Genomic DNA, 21,184 nt, shown 5'->3' with positions numbered 1-21,184 from the left:
TTGTTCTCAATAACCGTCATTGCGAGGAGCGGAGCGACGAAGCAATCCAGGGGGGACGTAGAGCGCTGCCGCTCCTGGATTGCTTCGCTACGCTCGCAATGACGGTTGCTGTTCAGTTCTACCGATCACGCATCCACGTCGAAGCTGACGCCCTGTGCCAGCGGCAAGGTGGTGCCGTAGTTCAGCGTGTTGGTGGCGCGGCGCATATAGGCCTTCCAGGCGTCGGAGCCCGCCTCGCGGCCGCCGCCCGTCTCCTTTTCGCCGCCGAACGCCCCGCCGATCTCGGCGCCCGAGGGGCCGATATTGACGTTGGCGATGCCGCAATCCGAACCCTCGTCCGAGACGAAGAGCTCGGCCTCGCGCATGTTCAGCGTGAAGATCGAGGAGGACAGGCCGGCGCCGACGGCGTTCTGGATCGCGATCGCCTCGTCGATGGACTTGTACTTCATCACATAGAGGATCGGGGCGAAGGTCTCGCGCTCGACCGGGCCGCACTGCCTGGGCATCTCGACCAGCGCCGGACGGACGTAGAAGCCGCCAGCGCCGACATCGACCTTCTCGCCGCCATGGACCTTGCCGCCTTCGGCCTTGGCCTCGGAGAGTGCCTTCTGCATGCCCTGATAAGCAGCCTCGTCGACCAGCGGGCCGACCAGCACACCGGCCTCGCGGGGATCGCCGATCTTCACGCTGGCATAGACCTTGGCGAGCTTCGGCACGAGCGCATCATAGATGCTTTCATGCACGATCAGGCGGCGCAGCGTGGTGCAGCGCTGGCCGGCGGTGCCCATCGCCGCGAAGGCGATGCCGCGCAGCGCGATGTCGAGATCGGCCGAGGGGGCGACGATCGCGGCGTTGTTGCCGCCGAGCTCCAGGATGGCGCGGGCGAAGCGAGCCGCCAGCTTCTGGCCCACTTCCTTGCCCATGCGGGTCGAGCCGGTGGCCGAGACGACCGGAACGCGGTGATCCTGGACCAGGATGTCGCCGATCTCGCGGCCGCCGATCAGGATTTCCGACAGGCCGATCGGAGCCTCGGGGCCGAAGCGCTTCATCGTCTTCTCGACGATGGCCTGCACGGCGAGCGCGGTCAGCGGGGTCTTCTCGGAGGGCTTCCAGACGACGCTGTCGCCGCAGACGAAGGCGAGCGCCGCGTTCCAGGACCAGACCGCGACCGGGAAGTTGAAGGCCGAGATCACGCCGACGACGCCGATCGGATGCCAGGTCTCCATCATGCGATGGTTCGGGCGCTCGGTCGCGATGGTCAGGCCGTAGAGCTGGCGCGAGAGGCCGACGGCGAAGTCGCAGATGTCGATCATCTCCTGGACCTCGCCGAGGCCCTCGGAGGTGACCTTGCCGGCTTCGAGCGTCACCAGCAGGCCGAGATCGGCCTTGGCGGCGCGCAGCTCTTCGCCGAGCAGGCGGACGAACTCGCCGCGGCGCGGCGCCGGCACCTTGCGCCAGGCGAGATAGGCGGATTGGGCCCGACCGATCGCGGCCTCGGCCTCGGCCGGAGAGGTCTCGCGCAGGGTCACGACGGTCTCGCCGGTGATCGGCGAGCGGGCCGAAAGGCCGGCATCGGCATAGGCGCTCTCGGAGACGCCGAGGCGCTTGAGCAGGGCGAGCGTGTCTTTCGGCAGGGATGTGGCCATCTTTGTCTTCCAAAACGGTCGCAGTGCCGCAGGGGAGAGGCCCCGGGGCGCATGGCAGAGGGGCGCGGAAACCGAAGGCGCCGCGCTTGAGGCCGGGAGAGTGCCCTCTTTCTTATCCTTGGGGCAATCGATATGTTCTCACCACTTGGTGAGTTCTAGTCATGGATGATGTCCTCATTCCCGGCCGCCTGTCGGTGCCCTCGCTCTCGGCGCTCGCTGCCTTCGAGGCGGCGGCCCGGCATGGCAGCTTCACCCGTGCCGCCGAGGAGCTGAGCCTGACGCAGGGCGCCGTCAGCCGGCAGGTGGCTCAGCTCGAAGGGGCTCTCGGCGTCAGCCTGTTCGAGCGCGTCAAGAAGCGTGTCAGCCTCACCGCCGCCGGCGCGGCCTATGCCGCGGAGGTCCGCGAAGGGCTGTCGCGGCTCGCCGCCGCCACCGTATCCGCCATGGCCTTCCGGGGCGCGGCCGGCGTGCTCAACCTCGCCATCCTGCCGACTTTCGGCACGCGCTGGCTGATCCCGCGCCTGCCCCGCTTCACCGAAGCCCATCCCGGCATCACCATCAACTTCGCCACCAAGCTCGTGCCCTTCGATTTCAGCCGCGAGCCGCTCGACGCCGCCGTCCATTTCGGGGATCCGGTCTGGCCGGGGGCGCGGCTGCACCGGCTGATGGGGGAGGAGATCGTGCCGGTCGCCTCGCCCGCTCTCGTCGCCCGCTTCGGGATCGCCGAGCCGGCCGACATGCTGAAGGCGCCGCTGCTGCAGCAATCGACGCGGCCGCGTGCCTGGGCCAACTGGCTGGAGCAGCAGGGCCTGCCGCCGCAGCGCGCGCTGGTGGGACCGCGCTTCGAGCAGTTCGCCATGGTCTCTCAGGCGGCGGTCGCGGGGCTCGGGCTCGCCATCGTGCCGCGCTTCCTCGTCGAGGAGGAGTTGCGCTCGGGCGCGCTCGTCATCCCGATCGACCGTTCGCTGATCGGGCAGGAAGGCTATTATCTGGTCTATCCCGAGGAGAAGGCGAACCTGCCGGCCGTCACCGCTTTCCGCGACTGGCTGCTGGCGGAGTGCGCGCCTGTGGGATAGCGCCCCTCTCGACAAGCGCTCCCAGCCACGTCATTCATGCGCGGAATTCACCAACCCGGCTCCCTGCGGAGTCGTCGCGCGAGGCCCGCCATGCCGTCCGTCTCCGAGACCGCCGATGTCGTGATTTGCGGCGGTGCCGCGATCGGCTCCTCAGTCGCCTATCATCTTGCAGCCGATCCCGGCTTCTCCGGCAAGGTCATCGTGGTCGAGAAGGACCCGACCTACCGCTACTCCGCCTCGGCGCTCTCGGCCGCCTCGATCCGCCAGCAATTCTCGAGCGCGGTGAACATCCGCGTCTCGCTCTACGGCATCGCGTTTTTGCGCAACATCGGCACCCATCTCTCGGTCGATGGCGAGGTGCCGGCGATCGATCTCCACGAGGGCGGATACCTCTACCTCGCCGGCGAGGAGGGTAAAGGGATTCTCGAAGCCAATCAAAGGCTTCAGCAGCAGGAAGGCGCCGATATCGCGCTTTATGCTGCAGAAATGCTGCGCAGCAAATTCCCCTGGCTGAACACCTCCGACCTCGCCTGCGGCACCTATGGCGTCAGCGGCGAGGGCTGGTTCGACGGCTGGGCCTTGCTGCAAGCCTTTCGCAAGAAGGCGCGCAGCCTCGGCATCGAATATCGCCAGGGCGAGGTCATCAGCTATCTCACGGAGGGCGGTCGCGTCACCGGCGTCGAGCTCGCCGATGGCAGCCGCATCGCCTGCGGCGCGGTCGTCAATGCCAGCGGCACCCATGGCGCCAGGCTGGCGGCGACGGCAGGCATCGCGATCCCCGTCAAATCGATGAAGCGCTATGTCTTCACCTTCACCTGCAAGGGCGATGTCGGGAATTGTCCGCTCCTGATCGACACGAACGGCGCCTGGTGTCGGCCGGAAGGTCAGCGCACGGCCGAAGGACAACTCTTCATCGGCAGCTGCTCGCCGCTGACGCCCGAGCAGGATGTCGAATGGGTCGAAACCGATCCGGGCGTGGAGGATGTCGACTGGCCCTTCTTCGAGGAGGCGGTCTGGGCGCCGCTGGCCCATCGCATCCCGGCCTTCGAGCAGATCAAGCCCGGCCGTGCCTGGGCCGGCCCCTACGACATGTGCGGGCTCGACCATAACGCCATTGTCGGCCCGGCGGTCGGCCTGCCGAACCTCTATCTCGCCAATGGCTTCTCCGGCCATGGCCTGCAGCAATCCCCGGCCGTGGGGCGGGGCATCGCCGAGCACATCGCGCATGGCCGTTATCGCTCGCTCGATCTTGCCGATCTCGGCCATGAGCGCATCGTTGCCGGCAGGCCCCTCGCCGAGGCCAACATCATCTGAGCAAGATCGCCTGAGAAGGAGGCCGCGATGGTCGATCCCGCCTTCGTCCGGACCATGGCCCGCTACAATGCCTGGCAGAACGAGAGCCTGATGGCGGCCGCCGACGGGCTGACCGACGCGGAGCGCCGGCTAGACCGCGGCGCCTTCTTCAAGTCGATCCACGGCACCTTCAACCATCTCCTCTGGGGCGATGAGACCTGGATGAGCCGCTTGGTCGGCACGGAGAAACCCGCCGTCAACGGTCGCGATTCATCGATCTATTTTGACGATTGGGCCGCATTCTGCGCCCGGCGCCGCGAACGGGACGCCGCCATCCTCGCCTGGGCGGATGCGGTCGAGGCCGATTGGCTGCGCGGCACGCTGATCTGGTACTTCGGTCGCGCGGGCCGTGAGATCGGCAAGCCGCGTGCCTTCGTCATCGCTCATATGTTCAATCACCAGACCCACCATCGCGGCCAGATCCATGCGATGCTGACGGCCGCCGGAGCCCGGCCGGAGGACACCGATCTCCTTCTGGTCGACGAAGCACGCTAGGCGGCGACACGTCGATGAGGGGAGGCGCTTGTGCGGTCCCCTATCGCTTAAGCACGGTGCGCACTTTTTGGCCCGGCCATCCGCCTTGGTCTCAGCCGGCTTTCTCCGCCGAAAGGGGTGTCATTGCACGCTGCTTCGACCGCTCGTCCCGCTCCTCATGATCGGGCGGAACCGAAGCCGTCGCATGCTGGCTGAGTTTCTGGAACAGGCCGAGGCCGACCAGCGCGAAGATCGCGAGCAGCATCACAAGGCCGGGATAGACGATCTCACTCAGCGTCTCGCGGGTGGTCTTGGCGATCAGCACCAGCGCTTCCAGCGCCAGCGCCACGATGATGATCGACATGAACTTGGTCAGCGATCCCCGCGCCTCGGCAGGGTGGCGCATCTCGCGGTCGGCCACCACCTCCTCCTCGAACAGGAACTTGCCGACATCGGAGACGGCGACCGCGATGATGATGAGACCGATCGCGTCGAGCATCGTGTCGAGACCGCCATCGCCGGTCCAGAAGCCATGCGCGGTGCGCCAGACGGCGACGCCGATCAGGATGATCGCGGCGCCGAGCAGCGCGAAGGCGATGATGGTGTAGAGCAGCCGGCTGAACAGCGTCATGTCTTCCCCCAATCCGCTTGCGGGCGACAACGGGCGGCAAGCCCGCCGGTTCCGTCGCGGGGGGCTTCCGGGGCATCGAAAGCGTGCATGGCCGCTCCGGCAGCCGCGGCGATTGCTGGCTCTCGCGATCCATGCTCCAAGCGCTGGACCCCGCCGGAGCGCCCGCCCATGCCCGAGACGACCACACTCCTCACCTTCGCCCTGATCGCGCTCGGCATGGTGCTGACCCCAGGCCCCAACATGATCTACCTGATCTCGCGCTCGATCGCGCAGGGCAGGGCGGCGGGGCTGATTTCGCTCGGCGGCGTCATCCTCGGCTTCTTCGTCTACATGTTCTGCGCGGCCTTCGGCATCACGGCCCTGCTCTTCGCCGTGCCCTATGCCTATGACGCGCTGAGGCTCGGCGGCGCCGCCTATCTGCTCTGGCTTGCCTGGCAGGCGGTGCGCCCCGGTGGCCGCTCGCCCTTCCATGTCCGCGACCTGCCGCATGACGGCCCTCGCAAGCTCTTCGCTATGGGCTTCCTGACCAGCCTGCTCAATCCGAAGATCGCGATGTTCTATCTCGCCCTGCTGCCGCAATTCATCGACCCGGCCGCGGGCGATGTCCTCGGCCAGTCCATGGTGCTCGGTTTCATCCAGATCGCCATCAGCGGCAGCGTCAACGCCCTGATCGCGACGGCGGCGGGCAGCATCGCACTATTCCTGCGGACGCGGCCCTTCTGGTCGCTGGTGCAGCGCTGGCTGATGGGCACGGTGCTGGCCGGTTTCGCCCTGCGCATGGCGATGGAAGCGCGCCGCTGACGAGGGCTGCATGTCCGCAAGCGCGTCCACGTCCGCTCTACGGCCGGGATTGCCGGCGCTCTTCACGGGCTTCCTCAAGATCGGGCTGATGGGCTTCGGCGGCGTCGGCCCCATTGCGCGCCATATCATCGTCGCCGAACGCGGCTGGCTCGACGATCGCGGCTATGCCGAGTTGATGGGCATCTGCCAGGCGCTTCCAGGCGCGAACACGGTCAACGTGGCCGTGATGCTGGGGGATCGCTTCCGGGGACCGATCGGCGCCCTGACCTGCCTCGTCGCCCTGATGGCCATGCCGCTGCTGGTGCTCGTCGCCATCGCGAACATCTACGACGCGGTTTCGAACCATCCGCTGGCGCAGATCGCCCTGACCGGGGCGGCGGCAAGCGCGGCCGGGCTCATCCTCGGCACCGCCGCCCGGCTCCTCACCCGCGCCGGGCTTGCCCGCTGGGCCTGGATCATGGCCGCTGCCGCCTTTCTCGCCGTCGGTATTCTCAGGCTGCCGATGCTGCCGGCCCTGCTGGTGCTGGTGCCGCTCGGCCTGGTCGCGGCATCGTTGAGCGCGAGGCGGGTCTGATGGAGCGCGGTGTCCTCGGCCAGCTCGCCATCACCTTCGGCGCGATCTCGCTGATGGCGATCGGCGGCGCCAATGCGGTGGTGCCGGAGATCCACCGCCAGCTCGTCGATGTCCTCGCCTGGATGGATGCGCCGACCTTCGCCCGGCTCTTCGCCATCGCGCAGGCGGCGCCGGGGCCGAACGTCATGCTGGCGAGCGTCGTCGGCTGGCACATGGCCGGGACGGCGGGCCTGCTCGTCGCGACCCTTGCGATCCTGCTGCCATCGTCCGTGTTGACCTTCGTCTGCAGCCGCGGCCTGCAGCGCTATCGCGACAATCGCATCGTCAGGATCGTCACGCTGGCGCTGGTGCCGATTGCGCTCGGCCTCATGCTGGCGAGCGGCCTTGTCGCGGCAATCGCGGCCGATGCCGGTGTCTTCGGTTATGCGGTCACCGCCGCGACCGCGATCGTCACCTACCGGTCCAAGGTGAACCCGCTCGTCCCGATGGCGGCGGGCACGGTCGTCTACGCCACCGCCTGGGCGCTCGGCTTCGTCTGATCGGGCAGGCCGGTTGCCGCCAGGACGCCAAATGGCGTGCGGCAGCCTGGGCGTGGTACAGATGGGCCGGGAGAAGGGGCTTGTCGTGAAGACCGAGCAAAGCGTTCTGCGCCTCTCGATCGCCGTCACCTTCCTGCTGGCGGCCGCAGGCATCGTCTTCGGCCTTCTCTCCGGTTCCTTCGCGATCGTCTTCGACGGCGTCTACGCCCTGACCGACGCGATCATGACGATCGTCGCGCTGCTGGTCTCGACCCTGATCGTCTCCTCGACGGCGGACGGAGCCGCCGGCAGCAAGCTGGTCAAGCATTTCACCATGGGCTTCTGGCATCTGGAGCCGATGGTGCTCGGCCTCAATGGCGTCCTGCTGACCGGGGCGGCGATCTACGCCCTGATCAATGCCATCGGCAGCATCATGGCCGGCGGTCGGCTTCTCGCCTTCGACTACGCCATCATCTACGCGGCGCTGACGATGCTGATCGCCTTCGCCATGGCGATCTATGGCGCGCGGGCCAACCGCGCCCTTCAGTCGAATTTCGTCGCGCTCGACGCCAAGGCCTGGCTGATGTCCGGTGCCTTGAGCGGCGCGCTGCTCGTCGCCTTCGGCTTCGGCTATGCGATCCAGGGCACGAAGCTCGCCTGGATGCTGCCCTATGTCGATCCGGTGGCGTTGGCTCTGGTCTGCATCGCGGTGATTCCCGTTCCGATCGGCACGATCAAGCAGGCCTTCGCCGACATCCTGCTCGTGACCCCGTCCGACCTGAAGCAGCATGTCGATGCCGTCGCGGAGGATTTCGTCCGCCGTTACGGCTTCGCCTCCTACCGCTCCTATGTCGCGCGCGTCGGCAGGGGCAGGCAGATCGAGCTCTTCTTCATCGTGCCGAAGGGCGGAGCGGCGCAGAAGCTGGAGGAGTGGGATCGCATTCGCGACGAGGTCGGCGAGGCGATCGGCGACGACACGCCCGACCGCTGGCTCACCATCGCCTTCACGACCGACCCCGAATGGGCCGATTGATCGGCGGCCGCGCGGTCCCGGCATGCGCCGCATGAAGGGGCTCTCCGCCGCGGTTTGCCGTTGCCGCGGGCGGCTCAGCCGATAAGCTGCCGGCATTGTCCCGTTCGGAACGATTGCGAGTGAGTCGATGAGCGTCTTGAGCCCCGAAGAGAAGAAGGTCACCGAGTGGCTGGCGAGCCGCAAGGAAGGCATGGTCGCGCTGCTGCGCGAGCTCGTCGACACCGACTCTGGCTCCTACGACAAGGCCGGCGTCGACCGGGCCGGGCAGGTGATCGCCCGCTTCCATCAGGCCAACGGGCTCGATGTCGAGATCGTGCCGGACAGCCGCTTCGGCGATGCCGTCAAGGCGCGCCTGCCCAACCCGACGGCCAATGACCAGCGCCCCGTCCTGCTGCTCGGCCATCGCGACACCGTCTTTCCGCAGGGCGAGCCGACGCGCCGCCCCTTCACCATCAAGCGCGCGCGCGCCTATGGGCCGGGCGTCGCCGACATGAAGGGCGGCCTCGTCATCGAGGCCTTCGTGGCTGCCGCCTTCGCCGAATTGGGCGGGCTCGCCGCGCCTCTGCTGATGCTGACGACCAGCGACGAGGAGATCGGCTCGCCGTCCTCCCGGCCGGTGATCGAGGCGGCGGCGCGCGAGTCGCGCTGCGTCTTCAATGCCGAGCCCAGCCGCCTGCCGGCCGGTACCGATTTCGCCAGGGACCACAAGCAGTCGGTCACCAGCGGCCGCAAGGGCGGCGTCTTCATGCGGGCCGAATTCACCGGCAAGCCCGCCCATTCCGGCGCGAATTACGAGAAGGGCGCCTCGGCCATCGTCGATCTCGGCCACAAGATCCCGAAGCTCCAGGGCCTCACCGACCTGGAGAAGGGCATCACCGTCAATGTCGGCCTGATCGGCGGCGGCCAGACCGTCAACACCATCGCTCCGAGTGCCTGGTGCGAGATCGACCTGCGCTACGTCACCGCCGCCCAGCGCGACGAGATGGTCGGCAAGATCAAGGCGATCATCGAAGCGCCGGAGGTTGCCGGCACCAGCGCCGTGCTCTCGATCAAGGGCGAGTTCCTGCCGCTGGAGCGCTCCTCGGAATCGGCTGCGCTCTACGACACCTATCGCGAGGCGGCGGCCGCCTTCGGCATCGGCGTCACCGCGGAATTCACCGGCGGCTGCGCCGATTCCGGCTTCACGGCCGCGCAGGGCACTCCGACGCTGTGCAGCGTCGGGCCGATCGGCGGCATGGCGCACACCCCGGACGAGTTCCTCGAGGTCGAAAGCCTCGTGCCGGCGGCGCAGGTGCTGGCGCTCGCGGTGATGCGCGCAGCGGCGAAGGTGGAGTGAGGCTCAGCGGCAGAGCAGATTGATCTTACGGCTGAGCGAGGGCTCCTCCTCGCTCAGCCGGTCGGTCAGCACGTGCAGCCAGTTGAAGCCGACCCAGAGTTCGAGCCGGTCGTCGATTTCGTCGGCCGCGATATCCCCCCGCTCTGCCGCGCGCACGAACATCCTGCGCGGCGAGGCGAGGCGTTCCGGCATGAATTTGAAGCGCAGTGCGGCGAGTGCCGTCTCGCTGGTCTGTGCTTCGGCGATCAGCCCGCGGAAGACGCGCCCTGCCGCATCCTCGCGCCAGAAGCGCCAGAGATCCCTAGTGTAGCGCAGCAGGTCCTCGCGCAGCGACCCGGTATCCGGCACCGGGATGGCGGCGTCCTTCTCGACACCGTAGATCGCGATGAACAGCTCGGCCTTGTTCGGCCACCAGCGATAGATCGTCGGCTTGCCGGCCCCGGCGCGGCGCGCGACCTCCTCGATCGAGAAGCCGGCATAGCCCTTTTCCGCCAGCAGTTCCCGTGCAGCCGCCTTGACGGCAGCTTCCGTCTCCGGGCTACGCCGGGCGCCGATCGAGGCACGGCGCTTCGGCTTCGGTTCCATCTGTCTGACCTCGTCTGCTTGGCCTCTTGACATAACGAAACGGCCCGTTTAGTTCAAGGTCAATAGAAACGGAACGTTCCGTTATGTGGAGAAGCCGATGACCGCATCCTTCGCGTCCCGCCTTGCCTCGCGCCTGCGCTTCCTGCTCGTCGCGACCGTCGGCGCCTATGCCGCCATCAATCTGGTGCTGGCGGTGCTGGCGCCCTTCACCGCCGGCTGGCCCACATTGGGCATCACGGCGCTGGCCGTGCCGCCCATGGTGCTGGCGATGGTCTATGGGGTGATCCCGGTCGCCTTTCGCTTCGGCGCGCCGCGCTGACCGTCCCGGGAGCGGGCCGTCTCAGAACGCCTCTTCCCAGTTGCGGCTGAGCCGCATCGCCGAGTTGATCATGCCGACCATCGAATAGGTCTGCGGGAAATTGCCCCAGAGCTCGCCGGTCTTGAGGTCGGCATCCTCGGAGAGCAGGCCGAAGCTGTTGCGCCGCTGCAGGATGCGCTCGAACAGCGCCTTGGCTTCCTCGCTGCGTCCGATCGCGTTCAGCGCGTCGACATACCAGAAGGCGCAGATCAGGAAGCCGGTATGCATGTAGCCGAAATCGTCCTGCGTGGCGTAGCGCAGCAGGAGATCGCCGCGCGTGAGATCGCGTCCGATCGCTTCGACGGTGGCGACGAAGCGGGCGTCGTCGGGCTTGACGAAGCCGAGCTCGGCCAGGAGCAGCAGTGTCGCGTCGAGCTCCTCGCCATCGAAGGTCGAGACGAAATGGCCCTTCTGCTCGTTCCAGATCCGCTCGGCGATGAAGCTCTTGAGCCGCTTGGCCTCGCCCTTCCAGTATTCCTTGCGGTCGGCCCGGCCGAGCGTGCCGGCGATGCGGGCCAGCCGATCGCAGGCCGCCCAGCACATCACGCTGGAGAAGGAGTGCACCGCTTCCTTCTCGCGCAACTCCCAGGGGCCGGCATCGGGCTTGTCGAAGACGGCAAGTGCCAGCGCTCCCATGCGTTCGAGCTGTTCGAACAGCGTGTCCTTGCCGGGCTGGATCAGGCGCCGGTCGAAGAAGGAATGCGTCGCGGCCAGCACCACGGCGCCGTAGCCGTCGTTCTGGATCTGCCCGGCCGCGCCATTGCCGAAGCGCACCGGCCGGTGTCCGCGATAGCCGGAGAGGCTGGTTGCCTCGAACTCCGTCAGCGTCCCGCCGCGCGTGATCGGATAGAGCGGCGGCAGGTGCTCCGCGCCGCTCTCCGAGAACGAGTCGACGATGTTGGTGATGAAGCCGAGATAGTCCTCCATCGTGCGCGTCGTGCCGAGGCGGTTCAGCGCATGCACGACGAAATAGGCGTCGCGCAGCCAGCAATAGCGGTAATCCCAGTTGCGCTGGGTGCCGGGGGCCTCGGGAATCGAGGTCGTCAGCGCCGCGACGATGGCGCCGGTTTCCTCAAAAGCGCAGAGCTTCAGCGTGATCGCGGCCCGGATCACTTCGCGCTGGTACTCGAAGGGGATCGAGAGCGAGCGCACCCAGTCGCGCCAATAGTCGGTGGTCTTGTCGAGGAATTCGCGCGACGTGGTCTCGATCTCGGCGCGCAGAGCCTCGTCGGAGCCGATGAAGAAGGAATAGGCCTGGTCGACGGCGAAGGGCGTGCCTTCCACGACATAGGAGAGCGGGGCGTTCGTCGTCAGCCGGATGGTCTGGTCGGCGCCGACGAAACGGACATGGTTGGAACCGCGCGTGATCTCGTCCGGCTGCTCGCCGAGGCCGAGGCAGGGCTTCACCATGACGCGGATGCGCGGCCGTCCCGACACCCGCCGCACCCGCCGCACGATCTGCGGCGGCCGAAAGAAGCGCTCATAGCGCACGAAGCGCGGCGCGAAATCGAGGATTTCGATGGCGTTGCCCAGGTCGTCGGACAGCACGGAGGAGAGGATCGCGGTGTTGTCGAGATAGCTCTGCTCGCAGCGCGTCATGCCGACGAGCTCGATGCCGAAGAAGCCCTTCTTCGGCTCCGCGTCGCCATCGTCCGCCTCGTTGTCGATCAGGGAGCAGAAGACCGGATCGCGGTCGAAGCGCGGGAAGCAGCCCCAGACGATGCGGGCGCGCCGGTCGATGAGCGCGGCGATCGAGCAGTTGCCGATGACACCGAGGTCGAGCGAGGCGGAGTGTTGCCCCGCGGCCGTGGTCGTGACGGTCATGGTCAGGTCGGTCCTCGTCAGGTCGGTCCAAGAGCATTTTCAAGCGACGCGGATACCGGTTCGCATGAAGAAAATGCAATGAAATGAAGAGCTGGAGAATGTCCGCGCTTCGGACACGCGGACATTCTCCGATCAGCCCTGGGTGAAGCTGGCGGCGGAAAGGTGGCCGTTCTCGGCGGCTTCGAGAAGGATGCGGTGCAAGGCCGTCGGCGAGGCGAGGCGATGCATGGCACGGCTTTCGCGGTCGGCGCCGATCCGCACCGACAGGCCACCCATCGCGTTCACCGTCTTGAAGCCGTCCTCATCGGTGATGTCGTCGCCGATGAAGACCGGCAGGCGCGCGGCATAGGTCGGCGTCGCCATCAGCCATGCGATGGCGCCGCCCTTGCTGGCATTCGCAGGGACGATCTCGGCGACCGATTTGCCTTCCTGCAGGCGCACGCCCGGCCCCATCTTCGCGGCGGTGCGGCGCATCAGGTCGAGCGCCTCGTCCTTGAGCGTGGGGGCGAGCCGCCAGTGCAGCGCCACCGAGATCCGCTTGTCCTCGACGATGATGCCGACATGGCTGTTGGCGAAGCGGACGAGCTCGCGCAGCGCTTCATGCAGGCTGTCCGGCGCGTCCGATTGCGCCCGAAGCGCGCCGCCCATCCGGATCTGGGCGCCATGCAACCCGGCGATGTCGAACTGATAGGGAGTCAGCATCTCGTCGAGGAACGCGATCGGGCGCCCGGAGACCAGCGCCAGCGCGCCGCCGAGCTTGAGGCGCAGCGTCTCGAGCGCGGGCGCGACGCGACGGTCGAGCTTCACGTCCTCCGGCGAAGGCGCGATCTCGACGAGCGTGCCGTCGAAATCCAGAAAGAGTGCGATCTGCTGCTCGGTCTGAGCGATGTCGCGGATTTCATGGATAGATTCGGGTTCGATCAAGGTCGTCATCGTTCTGTATCTGAGCGGAGAAGGAGGCAGAAGAACGGCCAGTCGATCCGCTAATCCTTTCTTTCACAATTTGCGGAGCGCCGCCGCCGAAAAATCGTCCTTGGGGTTGTGCCGCTGTACTGGATGCTTAACATGCAGGACACGATTTCACCGCAAGGCCGCCATCGCTGCGTCACGCAGCCGGCCCTGCACCTCGGAAACATTACGCCTTTCGCGGCGTTCTGTTCCTGCCGCCCATGGCAAAAATCGGGCGGCCTTCCTCGGAGAACTCGTCGCCCATGCGTCTTGTCGTCGTTTCCAACCGCGTCACCATCCCCGATCGTTATGAAAAAGCGACGGCGGGCGGCTTGGCGGTCGCGCTGAGGGAGGCGCTCGAAAAATATGGCGGCCTCTGGTTCGGCTGGAGCGGCGCAGTCGGCGAGGACACCCGCCAGGTCCAGCGCGGCAACGTGACCTACGCGGTCACCGATCTGACCGAGGCCGAACGCCAAAGCTATTATCTCGGCTTCTCCAACCGCGCGCTCTGGCCGATCATGCATTACCGGCTCGGGCTGACCGAGTTCCAGCGCAGCGACTATATGGGCTATCTCGGCGTCAACCGCCGCTTCGCCCGGGCACTGGCCGGGCTGATCCAGCCGGACGACGTCATCTGGATTCACGACTACCACCTGATTCCGCTGGCGGCGGAGCTGCGCCGGCGCGGTGTCACCAACCGGATCGGCTATTTCCATCACATTCCCTGGCCTTCCGCCGATGTGCTGGGCGCCCTGCCGTTCAGCGCCACGCTGGTCCGGACGCTCGCCGCCTACGATCTCATCGGCATGCAGACCGAGCTCGACGTCCGCAATCTGATCGGCGGCCTCGTCGATTTGTGCGGCGCTCGCCAGGAAGGGCGGCGTGTGCGCCTCGGCGCGCGCGAGACCCTGATGCAGGCCTTCCCGATCGGCATCGATGTCGAGGCTTTCCGGCGCCTGGCCGCGGCCTCGGTGCGCCGGGCGGTGACGCCGCTCAGGGCCACGCGGGAATCGCTCGGCGAACGCAAGCTGGTGATCGGCGTCGACCGGCTCGACTACTCGAAGGGCATCGTCCAGCGCCTGGAGGCCTTCGGCCAGTTCCTGCGCAGCCATCCGGAGCAGCGTGGCAATGTCAGCCTGCTGCAGATCGCCCCGCCGTCGCGCAGCGACGTGCCGGAATATGCCGAGCTCGACCGGATGTCCGACGAGGTGGCGGGGCGGCTCAACGCCCAGCTCGGCGAATTCGACTGGACGCCGATCCGCGTGGTGAAGAAGGCCTATTCCCGCACCGCGCTCGCCGGCTTCTATCGCCGCGCGCAGGTCGGGCTGGTCACGCCGATGCGGGATGGCATGAACCTCGTCGCGAAGGAATATGTCGCGGCGCAGGACCCGGCGGATCCCGGTGTGCTGGTGCTGTCGCGCTTTGCCGGGGCCGCGCAGCAGATGGGTGAGGCGCTGATCGTCAACCCCTACGACACCCATGAGGTGGCGGAGGCGATCCGCACCGCGTTGGCGATGCCGAAGAGCGAGCGCATCCGCCGCTTCGAGCAGCTCTACCATGTCATCGAGACGACCGACATCGACTGGTGGCGGCGGCGCTATCTGGAAGCGCTCACCGGCGTGCCACTGTCCACCGGCGCCGTCGAGCCGCCCCGGAAGACCGGGACCAGGACCAAGGGTGATTCGGCGACGAGGCGCGCGAGCCGCGCCAAGGGGGCCGCTGTTCCCGGGCGTACGGATACGAAGAGTCGGGCGGTCGCCGCCGGGCACAAGGCGAGCCCGCATCCGGGCGATGCGGGGCATTCCACGCCCGTCCGCTGACTTGCCTGCCGGGCCGATCGCGAAAATCTGGCCTGAATCGCTGATCGTGCCGCGCCCGGCGCAACCGGCCCTTGCCGAAGGCGGCCTTTGGTCGCTAGAAGGCGCAGTGATCCGGGTGGGCGACTCAGGGTCTGGACAGGCATCGTATCGTCGATGGCTGAGGAGGCGGCGGAGGGCTGAGATCGATGCGAGGCGCTCTCGGAGGACCGGGCGTCCTTTTGCGCCGCCTCCGCGAGGTCATGGCGGCGTCGATCAGCCCGCAGGAGCGGCTGGACAGGCTCGTCGTCCTGATCGCCGGCAATCTCGTCGCCGAAGTCTGCTCGGTCTACGTCCTGCGCGAGGACGGCTCCCTCGAGCTCTATGCCACCGAAGGCCTCAATCGCGAGGCGGTCCACCTCACCACGATGCGGGCCGGCGAAGGCCTCGTCGGCCTGATCGCGAGCGAGGCCGAAGCGCTCGCCCTGTCGGATGCGCAGGCGCATCCGGCCTTCTCCTACCGCCCCGAGACGGGCGAAGAAGTCTATCGCTCCTTCCTGGGTGTGCCGATCCTGCGTGGCGGCGCCGTGATGGGCGTGCTCGTCATCCAGAATCGCGCCTCTCGGATCTATTCCGAGGAGGAGATCGAGACGCTGCAGACCACCGCCATGATCATGGCGGAGATGATCGCGGCCGGCGGGCTGAAGTCGCTGGCCGCGCCCGGCGCCTCGATTGGCCTCGACCGGCCGATCCATGGCGTCGGTGTCTCGCTGGCGGATGGCGTCGGCCTCGGCCATGCCGTGATGCACGAGCCGCGCGTCGCGATCAGCAACCTCATCGCCGAGAACCCTGCCGCCGAGGTGACGCGGCTGGAGGCGGCGATCGGCGAGATGCGGGCCTCGATCGACGAATTGATCGAGCGCGGCGACGTCGCCCATACCGGCGAGCATCGCGACGTGCTCGAAACCTTCCGCATGTTCGCCCATGACCAGGGCTGGCTGCGCCGCATGCGCGAGGTGGTGCTGACCGGCCTCACCGCCGAGGCGGCGGTCGAGCGCGTCCAGTCCGACACCCGCGCCAAGATGCTGCGCCAGACCGACCCCTATCTGCGCGAGCGCCTGCACGATCTCGACGATCTGGCCAACCGCCTGCTGCGGACATTGACGGGCAAGGCCAACGGTGTCGCGCGCGAGGACCTGCCGGAGAACGCCATCCTCGTGGCACGCTCGATGGGGCCGGCGGCCCTGCTCGACTATGACCGCTCCCGTCTGCGCGGGCTCCTGCTGGAGGAGGGCGGGCCGACCAGCCACATCGCCATCGTCGCCCGCGCGCTCGGCATCCCCGCTGTCGGCGAGGTCGTCAACGCCACGGCGCTGGTCCAGGCCGGCGATGCCATCATCGTCGACGGCCAGGCCGGCGAGGTGCAGATCCGCCCGCAGCCCGATGTCGAGAACGCCTACAAGGACAAGGCCCGGCTGAGGGCGCGCAAGCAGAAGCAATACGAGAAGCTGAAGGAGATGCCGGCCGTCACCAGGGACGGTCTCGGCATCACCTTGCAGATCAATGCCGGGCTGATCGTCGACATGCCGAACATCACGGCGACGGCCGCCTCCGGCATCGGGCTGTTCCGCACCGAATTGCAGTTCATGGTGGCGCAGCACATGCCGACCACCGCCGAGCAGCAGGCGCTCTATGCCGCGGTGCTCGATGCGGCCGAGCATCGCCCGGTCACCTTCCGCACCCTCGATATCGGTGGCGACAAGGTGCTGCCCTATATGGAGCGGATCGAGGAGGAGAACCCGGCGCTGGGCTGGCGCGCGATCCGCATCGGCCTCGACAAGCCGCGGCTGCTGCGGGCGCAGTTGCGCGCGATGTTGCGGGCCGGCGCCGGTCGCGATCTCAAGATCATGCTGCCCATGGTCGCGACGACCGAGGAATTCCGGCGGGCCCGCATGATCCTGCACCGCGAGCAGGCCATGCTGGAGAAGCAGGGCGTCGCGCCGCCGCGTGATCTGCGCGTTGGCGTGATGGTCGAGGTGCCGTCGCTGCTGTTCGAACTGCCCGAGATCGCCCGCGAGGCGGATTTCCTCTCGATCGGCACCAACGACCTGATGCAGTTCCTCTTCGCCGCCGACCGCGAGAACAAGCGCGTCGCCGACCGCTTCGATCCGCTCAGCGTGGGCGCCCTGCGCGCCCTGCGGAGCATCGTCGATGCGGCGAGCGAGGCGCGTTGCCCGGTCACGGTCTGCGGGGAGATGGGCGGCAAGCCGCTGGAGACCATGGCGTTGATCGGGCTGGGCTATCGCGCCTTCTCGATGTCGGCGGCCTCGGTCGGCCCGGTCAAGGCGATGCTGCGCGGGCTCGATGCCGGCAAGCTCCGGGAGCGGCTCGAATGGATGCTCGCCTCACCCGAAGGCGCGGTCAATTTGCGCCCGCAGCTGGCGGCCTTCGCCTCCGAGTTCAAGGTGCCGGTCTAGCGTCGCTTCCCGCCGCGAGACCCGCTTTTCAGATCGTTTTCAGAGTTCCCTCATGTCCGTACAGCTTCCGCAGGATCGTCTCGACGGCATCGTGGCTCGCCACGCCGCCGCAACCGAGGAGATCAACCATGCCACCGATCCGGTGCGCACGGTCGAGCTTGCCAAGGAGCTGTCGGAACTCGATCCCGTCGTGGCCGCCATCGCCTCGTGGCGCCAGGCTCAGGAGACGCTGGCCGAGGCCGAGGCTCTGATCGCCGACCCCGCGACCGATCCTGAGTTTCGCGAACTGGCCTATGAGGAGCGCGATGCCGCCCGCGCCGAGATCGAGACGCGCTCCCGCGAGATCCTGATCGCGCTGCTGCCGAAGGACGCGGCCGACGAGCGTGGCGTCATCATCGAGATCCGCGCCGGGACCGGCGGCGACGAGGCGTCGCTCTTCGCCGGCGACCTGCTGCGCATGTACCAGCGCCACGCCGCGCAGAAGGGCTGGAGCGTCGAGATCCTGTCGGAGAGCGAAGGCACGATGGGCGGCTACAAGGAGGTCATCGCCGAGATCAACGGCCGCGGCGTCTATGCCCGGCTGAAATTCGAATCCGGCGTCCACCGCGTGCAGCGCGTGCCCGATACCGAGGGGAGCGGGCGCATCCACACCTCCGCCGCGACCGTCGCCACGCTGCCGCTGGCGAGCGAGGTCGACATCGCGCTCAACGAGGCCGATATCCGCATCGACACCTTGCGCTCGGGCGGCGCCGGCGGCCAGCACGTCAACAAGACCGAATCCGCCGTCCGCCTGACCCATATCCCGACGAACACGGTGGTCCTGGTCCAGGATGAGCGCTCGCAGCACAAGAACAAGGCGCGCGCCTATGAATTGCTGCGGGCCAAGCTCTACGACATGGAGCGGATGCGGATCGATGCCGAACGTTCGGCCGATCGACGTTCGCAGGTCGGCTCCGGCGACCGCTCCGAGCGCATCCGCACCTACAACTTCCCGCAGGGGCGCGTCACCGACCACCGCATCAACCTGACCCTCTACAAGCTCGACGAGATGATGCAGGGGCTCGTGCTCGACGAGATCATCGATGCGCTGACGGCCGAGCATCAGGCGAAGCTGCTTCTGGAAGAAGGAATCGCCGGAAAATGACGGCGATGAAACCAAATTCTCCTTCTCGCGTTGCTGATGCATCGACACCAGCAAACGGGGGAACCTCCCATGATGAAGACCGTATCGACGATCGCGATGGCCGGGTTGATGGCTCTGGCCATGTCCGGCGCTTCACAGGCGCAGGAGCAGACCATGCGCAAGGTGACGTCCGGCAAGCCGGCGGCCCTTCAGGGAGCGATGACCCAGGCTCAAGCCCGCAAGGCCTGCCAGACGGAGATGAGGGGCGCTCGCGAGAGCAAGGCTTCGCTCCGCACCAAGATGAAGCTGTGCGTCGACCAGAAGATGCAGGGCAACAGCTGAACCCGACTGACCGAGCGGCCCGAGCGGCCGTCGAGGGGTTAGGGGAGGGCGCCGTGCCGACCGTGAGGGAGGCGCGGCGTCTTGTCGTCCGGGCCCTGCGTCATGCCGGCATCGAGCCGGCCGGGCTCGAGGCGCGCCTTCTGCTCGAAGGGGCCCTGGAGACGCGCCATCTCGACCCGGATCGTTCGCTCGACCCCGCCACCGCCGCGGTGCTCGCCGGTTTCCTGCATCGGCGGATCGCCGGTGAGCCGGTCTGGCGGGTCCTCGGCGAGCGTGAATTCTGGGGGCTTACCTTCCGCCTCTCGCCGGCGACGCTGGAGCCGCGGCCGGACAGCGAGACCATCGTCGAGGCGGCATTGGACCGGTTGGGCGGACGCCGGGACGAGACGCTGTCGATCCTGGATCTGGGCACCGGCACGGGCTGCCTTCTCGTCGCGCTGCTCAGCGAGTGCCGGAACGCGACGGGGCTCGGCATCGATCTCTCAGCGGAAGCCTGCGAAACCGCCGCCGGCAACGCCGCAGGGAACGGCGTCGCCGGGCGGGTTTCCTTCCGCCAGGGCCGTTGGACCGAAGGGCTGGGTGGCCCTTTCGACCTGATCGTCTCGAACCCGCCCTATATCCCGTCCTCCGACATCGCGACGCTGTCGGTCGAGGTGCGCGAGCACGATCCGCGCCTCGCCCTCGATGGCGGGCCTGATGGGCTCGATCCTTACCGATGCTTCGCCCGCAGCCTGCCGGCCCTTCTGGCGCCCGGAGGCTTTATCGTTCTCGAAATCGGCGCCGGCCAGAAGCAGGATATCGCTTCGATCATGGCAGGCGGGGGCCTTGAATTGCAGGCGAGTCGTTACGATCTCGGAGGGCATGAGCGGGCCCTGATCTTTGCGCCCGCCTGATCATGCACAGGCTTTTGGTCGATTTCGCTTGGAGAAGCAGCCAAAAGCGGTTATGCAGCTTTCAGCCGAAGCTGGCGGCGTCAGAGCCGGAGCCTTGGGCGGCCCCTTTCATCGGCAGGCCTTGCTCAAGATCAGCATTGTTTACGGGCGTGTTCCTGAAGCGATGTAACTGACCTGCCAGATTGGACTCCGAAGGCGCTGCGGCGCCCCTCGGCCCATGGGGATGGATCCCCTTTTGGAATAAGAGCGCGTGAAGACCAGAAACGGCGCAAGGCCCCTTCAGGTCCACTCAGCCCGACACGGCGTCGCAACCCGCTGTGTGTCGAAACGCGCATGACGACGCCACGGTTGCTTTGAACAAAGAAGCGCGAGACAGACGCGAATGAGACCAGGTCAGAACCGGCGTATGCGCGGCCGTAGCAATAACGGCAACAATAACGGCAATCGTAAATCTCCCAACCCTTTGCAGCGTAGCTACGAGTCGAACGGGCCGGACGTAAAGGTCCGCGGCACGGCTCAGCACGTCGCCGAGAAGTATTTGCAGCTCGCTCGCGATGCGCAATCTTCGGGTGATACCGTTGCTGCCGAGGGCTACTTCCAGCACGCCGAACACTATTATCGCATCCTGCTCGCAGCGCAGGAGCAGATGACGCAGCAATTCGGCCATACCTTCCCGCCCAATCGCGCCTTCGTCGATGTCGAGGACGATATGGAGGAGGAGGGGGACGACGACGGCTCCTTCCAGCCGGGCACGGGCCCGCAGCCGGATTTCCGTGGTCAGAACGGCCAGATGAACGGCAACGGCTATAACGGGCATGGTGGCCAGCGCGCCGAGGGCGAAGCCGGCGACGGCCAGTCGCAAGGTGGCGGCCAGCGCTTCGACCGTCAGAACCGCCGCGAGCGCTTCAACAACAACAATAACAACAACAACAACAATAACAACGAGCGTCGCTTCGACCGGCAGGATCGTGGCGAACGCCGCTTCGATCGCAACGGCGAAGCCGGGCAGGGCGGTTACACGCCGCGTCCCGACGCACCGCGTTCCGACATTCCGGTTGGCAATGTCGGGGAGCCGGTGGCGCCCGTCGCTGCCGAGCAGCCGCAGGCCGAGCGCTCCTTCGAGCGTCCGCAGCGCGCCGAGCGCCGCCCGCGTCGCGAGCGGCAGCCCGAGCCCGAGGGGGAAGACGTCGCCAGCGCGCTGCCGTCTTTCCTGACGAACCCGGTCCGCACCGTGGCGCCGGTCGAGCCGGTGGCTGCGGAACCTGCTGAGCCCGCCCCGGTCGGCGATACGGCCGAGGAGGCCACTCCGGCCAAGCGGGTGCGCCGTCGCCGGTCGCCGCGCGAGGTCATGGACGCGCTGGGTTCCGAGACGGACGGTTCTGCCGAGTAAGTTCGG

Annotated in this window: 20 protein-coding genes; 15 read left to right on the top strand and 5 right to left on the bottom strand. The window is 67.4% G+C overall.

The features are described from left to right. Nucleotides 1–125: 125 nt before the first annotated feature. Nucleotides 126–1,646 carry an L-piperidine-6-carboxylate dehydrogenase gene (amaB, locus tag GGC47_RS04315; RefSeq protein ID WP_142019943.1) on the bottom strand — a complete coding sequence of 507 codons (1,521 nt, stop codon included), beginning with the start codon at nt 1,644–1,646 and terminating at the stop codon, nt 126–128. Between the two features lie 161 nt (nt 1,647–1,807). On the opposite strand from amaB, the gene GGC47_RS04310 reads away from it, so the two are divergent. The 3 genes from GGC47_RS04310 to GGC47_RS04300 all read left to right on the top strand — a co-directional run bounded on the left by GGC47_RS04310 (nt 1,808) and on the right by GGC47_RS04300 (nt 4,570). After that, on the top strand, nt 1,808–2,722 hold the full coding sequence (locus GGC47_RS04310; RefSeq protein WP_038360641.1) for a LysR family transcriptional regulator: 915 nt from the start codon (nt 1,808–1,810) through the stop codon (nt 2,720–2,722). A gap of 90 nt (nt 2,723–2,812) precedes the next feature. Then, a complete protein-coding gene (locus GGC47_RS04305; RefSeq protein ID WP_142019945.1) occupies nt 2,813–4,036 on the top strand; it encodes an NAD(P)/FAD-dependent oxidoreductase in 1,224 nt (407 codons plus the stop codon). Nucleotides 4,037–4,063: 27 nt separating this feature from the next. Next, nucleotides 4,064–4,570 carry a DinB family protein gene (locus GGC47_RS04300; RefSeq protein WP_142019947.1) on the top strand — a complete coding sequence of 169 codons (507 nt, stop codon included), beginning with the start codon at nt 4,064–4,066 and terminating at the stop codon, nt 4,568–4,570. A 91-nt stretch (nt 4,571–4,661) separates the two neighbouring features. Here the strand turns inward: GGC47_RS04300 and GGC47_RS04295 are convergent, their stop codons facing one another. Further along, nucleotides 4,662–5,180, bottom strand: a complete 519-nt coding sequence (locus GGC47_RS04295; protein WP_038360649.1) for a hypothetical protein — start codon at nt 5,178–5,180, stop codon at nt 4,662–4,664. 168 nt (nt 5,181–5,348) lie between these two features. Between GGC47_RS04295 and GGC47_RS04290 the strand changes: the two genes are divergently transcribed. From GGC47_RS04290 to GGC47_RS04270, 5 genes are all read left to right on the top strand, one after another. Then, a complete protein-coding gene (locus GGC47_RS04290; RefSeq protein WP_038360652.1) occupies nt 5,349–5,981 on the top strand; it encodes a LysE family translocator in 633 nt (210 codons plus the stop codon). A gap of 10 nt (nt 5,982–5,991) precedes the next feature. Continuing rightward, nucleotides 5,992–6,555 (top strand): chromate transporter, encoded by a 564-nt coding sequence (locus GGC47_RS04285; RefSeq protein WP_038360655.1) that lies wholly within the window; start codon nt 5,992–5,994, stop codon nt 6,553–6,555. Then, nucleotides 6,555–7,094 carry a chromate transporter gene (locus GGC47_RS04280; protein ID WP_112763024.1) on the top strand — a complete coding sequence of 180 codons (540 nt, stop codon included), beginning with the start codon at nt 6,555–6,557 and terminating at the stop codon, nt 7,092–7,094. The genes GGC47_RS04285 and GGC47_RS04280 overlap by 1 nt, the downstream gene beginning before the upstream one ends. Before the next feature lie 31 nt (nt 7,095–7,125). Beyond that, complete coding sequence (locus tag GGC47_RS04275) at nt 7,126–8,106, top strand: cation diffusion facilitator family transporter (protein WP_429066999.1); 981 nt, start codon at nt 7,126–7,128, stop codon at nt 8,104–8,106. 127 nt (nt 8,107–8,233) lie between these two features. After that, a complete protein-coding gene (locus tag GGC47_RS04270; RefSeq protein ID WP_142019949.1) occupies nt 8,234–9,442 on the top strand; it encodes a M20 family metallopeptidase in 1,209 nt (402 codons plus the stop codon). 3 nt (nt 9,443–9,445) lie between these two features. Here the strand turns inward: GGC47_RS04270 and GGC47_RS04265 are convergent, their stop codons facing one another. Further along, nucleotides 9,446–10,027 carry a TetR/AcrR family transcriptional regulator gene (locus GGC47_RS04265; RefSeq protein ID WP_113254198.1) on the bottom strand — a complete coding sequence of 194 codons (582 nt, stop codon included), beginning with the start codon at nt 10,025–10,027 and terminating at the stop codon, nt 9,446–9,448. Between the two features lie 97 nt (nt 10,028–10,124). Here GGC47_RS04265 and GGC47_RS04260 point away from each other — a divergent pair, with 97 nt between their 5' ends. Then, nucleotides 10,125–10,346, top strand: a complete 222-nt coding sequence (locus tag GGC47_RS04260; protein ID WP_142019951.1) for a putative antibiotic biosynthesis monooxygenase — start codon at nt 10,125–10,127, stop codon at nt 10,344–10,346. 21 nt (nt 10,347–10,367) lie between these two features. On the opposite strand, the gene GGC47_RS04255 is transcribed toward GGC47_RS04260, so the two are convergent. Together GGC47_RS04255 and otsB are read right to left on the bottom strand one after the other, a co-directional pair. Further along, nucleotides 10,368–12,209: a glycoside hydrolase family 15 protein gene (locus GGC47_RS04255; RefSeq protein WP_142019953.1), complete on the bottom strand. Its 1,842-nt coding sequence runs from the start codon at nt 12,207–12,209 to the stop codon at nt 10,368–10,370. A 132-nt stretch (nt 12,210–12,341) separates the two neighbouring features. Next, complete coding sequence (gene otsB, locus GGC47_RS04250) at nt 12,342–13,142, bottom strand: trehalose-phosphatase (RefSeq protein WP_191124503.1); 801 nt, start codon at nt 13,140–13,142, stop codon at nt 12,342–12,344. 278 nt (nt 13,143–13,420) lie between these two features. Between otsB and GGC47_RS04245 the strand changes: the two genes are divergently transcribed. From GGC47_RS04245 to GGC47_RS04220, 6 genes are all read left to right on the top strand, one after another. Beyond that, on the top strand, nt 13,421–14,977 hold the full coding sequence (locus GGC47_RS04245) for an alpha,alpha-trehalose-phosphate synthase (UDP-forming) (protein WP_112763018.1): 1,557 nt from the start codon (nt 13,421–13,423) through the stop codon (nt 14,975–14,977). Between the two features lie 185 nt (nt 14,978–15,162). Next, nucleotides 15,163–17,430, top strand: a complete 2,268-nt coding sequence (gene ptsP, locus GGC47_RS04240) for a phosphoenolpyruvate--protein phosphotransferase (RefSeq protein WP_038360671.1) — start codon at nt 15,163–15,165, stop codon at nt 17,428–17,430. A 52-nt stretch (nt 17,431–17,482) separates the two neighbouring features. Next, entirely contained in the window at nt 17,483–18,574 is a 1,092-nt protein-coding gene (gene prfA / locus GGC47_RS04235) for a peptide chain release factor 1 (RefSeq protein ID WP_112763017.1), read from the top strand. A 69-nt stretch (nt 18,575–18,643) separates the two neighbouring features. After that, nucleotides 18,644–18,895 (top strand): hypothetical protein, encoded by a 252-nt coding sequence (locus tag GGC47_RS04230; protein ID WP_038360676.1) that lies wholly within the window; start codon nt 18,644–18,646, stop codon nt 18,893–18,895. A 53-nt stretch (nt 18,896–18,948) separates the two neighbouring features. Beyond that, nucleotides 18,949–19,788: a peptide chain release factor N(5)-glutamine methyltransferase gene (prmC, locus tag GGC47_RS04225; protein WP_370954720.1), complete on the top strand. Its 840-nt coding sequence runs from the start codon at nt 18,949–18,951 to the stop codon at nt 19,786–19,788. Nucleotides 19,789–20,170: 382 nt separating this feature from the next. Beyond that, on the top strand, nt 20,171–21,178 hold the full coding sequence (locus GGC47_RS04220; protein WP_429066991.1) for a DUF4167 domain-containing protein: 1,008 nt from the start codon (nt 20,171–20,173) through the stop codon (nt 21,176–21,178). Nucleotides 21,179–21,184: the final 6 nt, after the last annotated feature.

It is taken from the genome of Allobosea sp. OAE752 (assembly GCF_050433265.1).
Lineage (GTDB): Bacteria > Pseudomonadota > Alphaproteobacteria > Rhizobiales > Beijerinckiaceae > Allobosea > Allobosea spartocytisi.
The sequence above is the reverse complement of the archived record's forward strand: the minus strand, read 5'-3'. Positions and strand labels throughout refer to the sequence as shown.

Bases quoted from the DNA above. Each gene is read 5' to 3' on its own strand.
- amaB (WP_142019943.1), bottom strand. From the start codon at position 1,646: ATGGCCACATCCCTGCCGAAAGACACGCTCGCCCTGCTCAAGCGCCTC.
- GGC47_RS04310 (WP_038360641.1), top strand. From the start codon at position 1,808: ATGGATGATGTCCTCATTCCCGGCCGCCTGTCGGTGCCCTCGCTCTCG.
- GGC47_RS04305 (WP_142019945.1), top strand. From the start codon at position 2,813: ATGCCGTCCGTCTCCGAGACCGCCGATGTCGTGATTTGCGGCGGTGCC.
- GGC47_RS04300 (WP_142019947.1), top strand. From the start codon at position 4,064: ATGGTCGATCCCGCCTTCGTCCGGACCATGGCCCGCTACAATGCCTGG.
- GGC47_RS04295 (WP_038360649.1), bottom strand. From the start codon at position 5,180: ATGACGCTGTTCAGCCGGCTGCTCTACACCATCATCGCCTTCGCGCTG.
- GGC47_RS04290 (WP_038360652.1), top strand. From the start codon at position 5,349: ATGCCCGAGACGACCACACTCCTCACCTTCGCCCTGATCGCGCTCGGC.
- GGC47_RS04285 (WP_038360655.1), top strand. From the start codon at position 5,992: ATGTCCGCAAGCGCGTCCACGTCCGCTCTACGGCCGGGATTGCCGGCG.
- GGC47_RS04280 (WP_112763024.1), top strand. From the start codon at position 6,555: ATGGAGCGCGGTGTCCTCGGCCAGCTCGCCATCACCTTCGGCGCGATC.
- GGC47_RS04275 (WP_429066999.1), top strand. From the start codon at position 7,126: ATGGCGTGCGGCAGCCTGGGCGTGGTACAGATGGGCCGGGAGAAGGGG.
- GGC47_RS04270 (WP_142019949.1), top strand. From the start codon at position 8,234: ATGAGCGTCTTGAGCCCCGAAGAGAAGAAGGTCACCGAGTGGCTGGCG.
- GGC47_RS04265 (WP_113254198.1), bottom strand. From the start codon at position 10,027: ATGGAACCGAAGCCGAAGCGCCGTGCCTCGATCGGCGCCCGGCGTAGC.
- GGC47_RS04260 (WP_142019951.1), top strand. From the start codon at position 10,125: ATGACCGCATCCTTCGCGTCCCGCCTTGCCTCGCGCCTGCGCTTCCTG.
- GGC47_RS04255 (WP_142019953.1), bottom strand. From the start codon at position 12,209: ATGACCGTCACGACCACGGCCGCGGGGCAACACTCCGCCTCGCTCGAC.
- otsB (WP_191124503.1), bottom strand. From the start codon at position 13,142: ATGACGACCTTGATCGAACCCGAATCTATCCATGAAATCCGCGACATC.
- GGC47_RS04245 (WP_112763018.1), top strand. From the start codon at position 13,421: ATGCGTCTTGTCGTCGTTTCCAACCGCGTCACCATCCCCGATCGTTAT.
- ptsP (WP_038360671.1), top strand. From the start codon at position 15,163: ATGCGAGGCGCTCTCGGAGGACCGGGCGTCCTTTTGCGCCGCCTCCGC.
- prfA (WP_112763017.1), top strand. From the start codon at position 17,483: ATGTCCGTACAGCTTCCGCAGGATCGTCTCGACGGCATCGTGGCTCGC.
- GGC47_RS04230 (WP_038360676.1), top strand. From the start codon at position 18,644: ATGATGAAGACCGTATCGACGATCGCGATGGCCGGGTTGATGGCTCTG.
- GGC47_RS04220 (WP_429066991.1), top strand. From the start codon at position 20,171: ATGAGACCAGGTCAGAACCGGCGTATGCGCGGCCGTAGCAATAACGGC.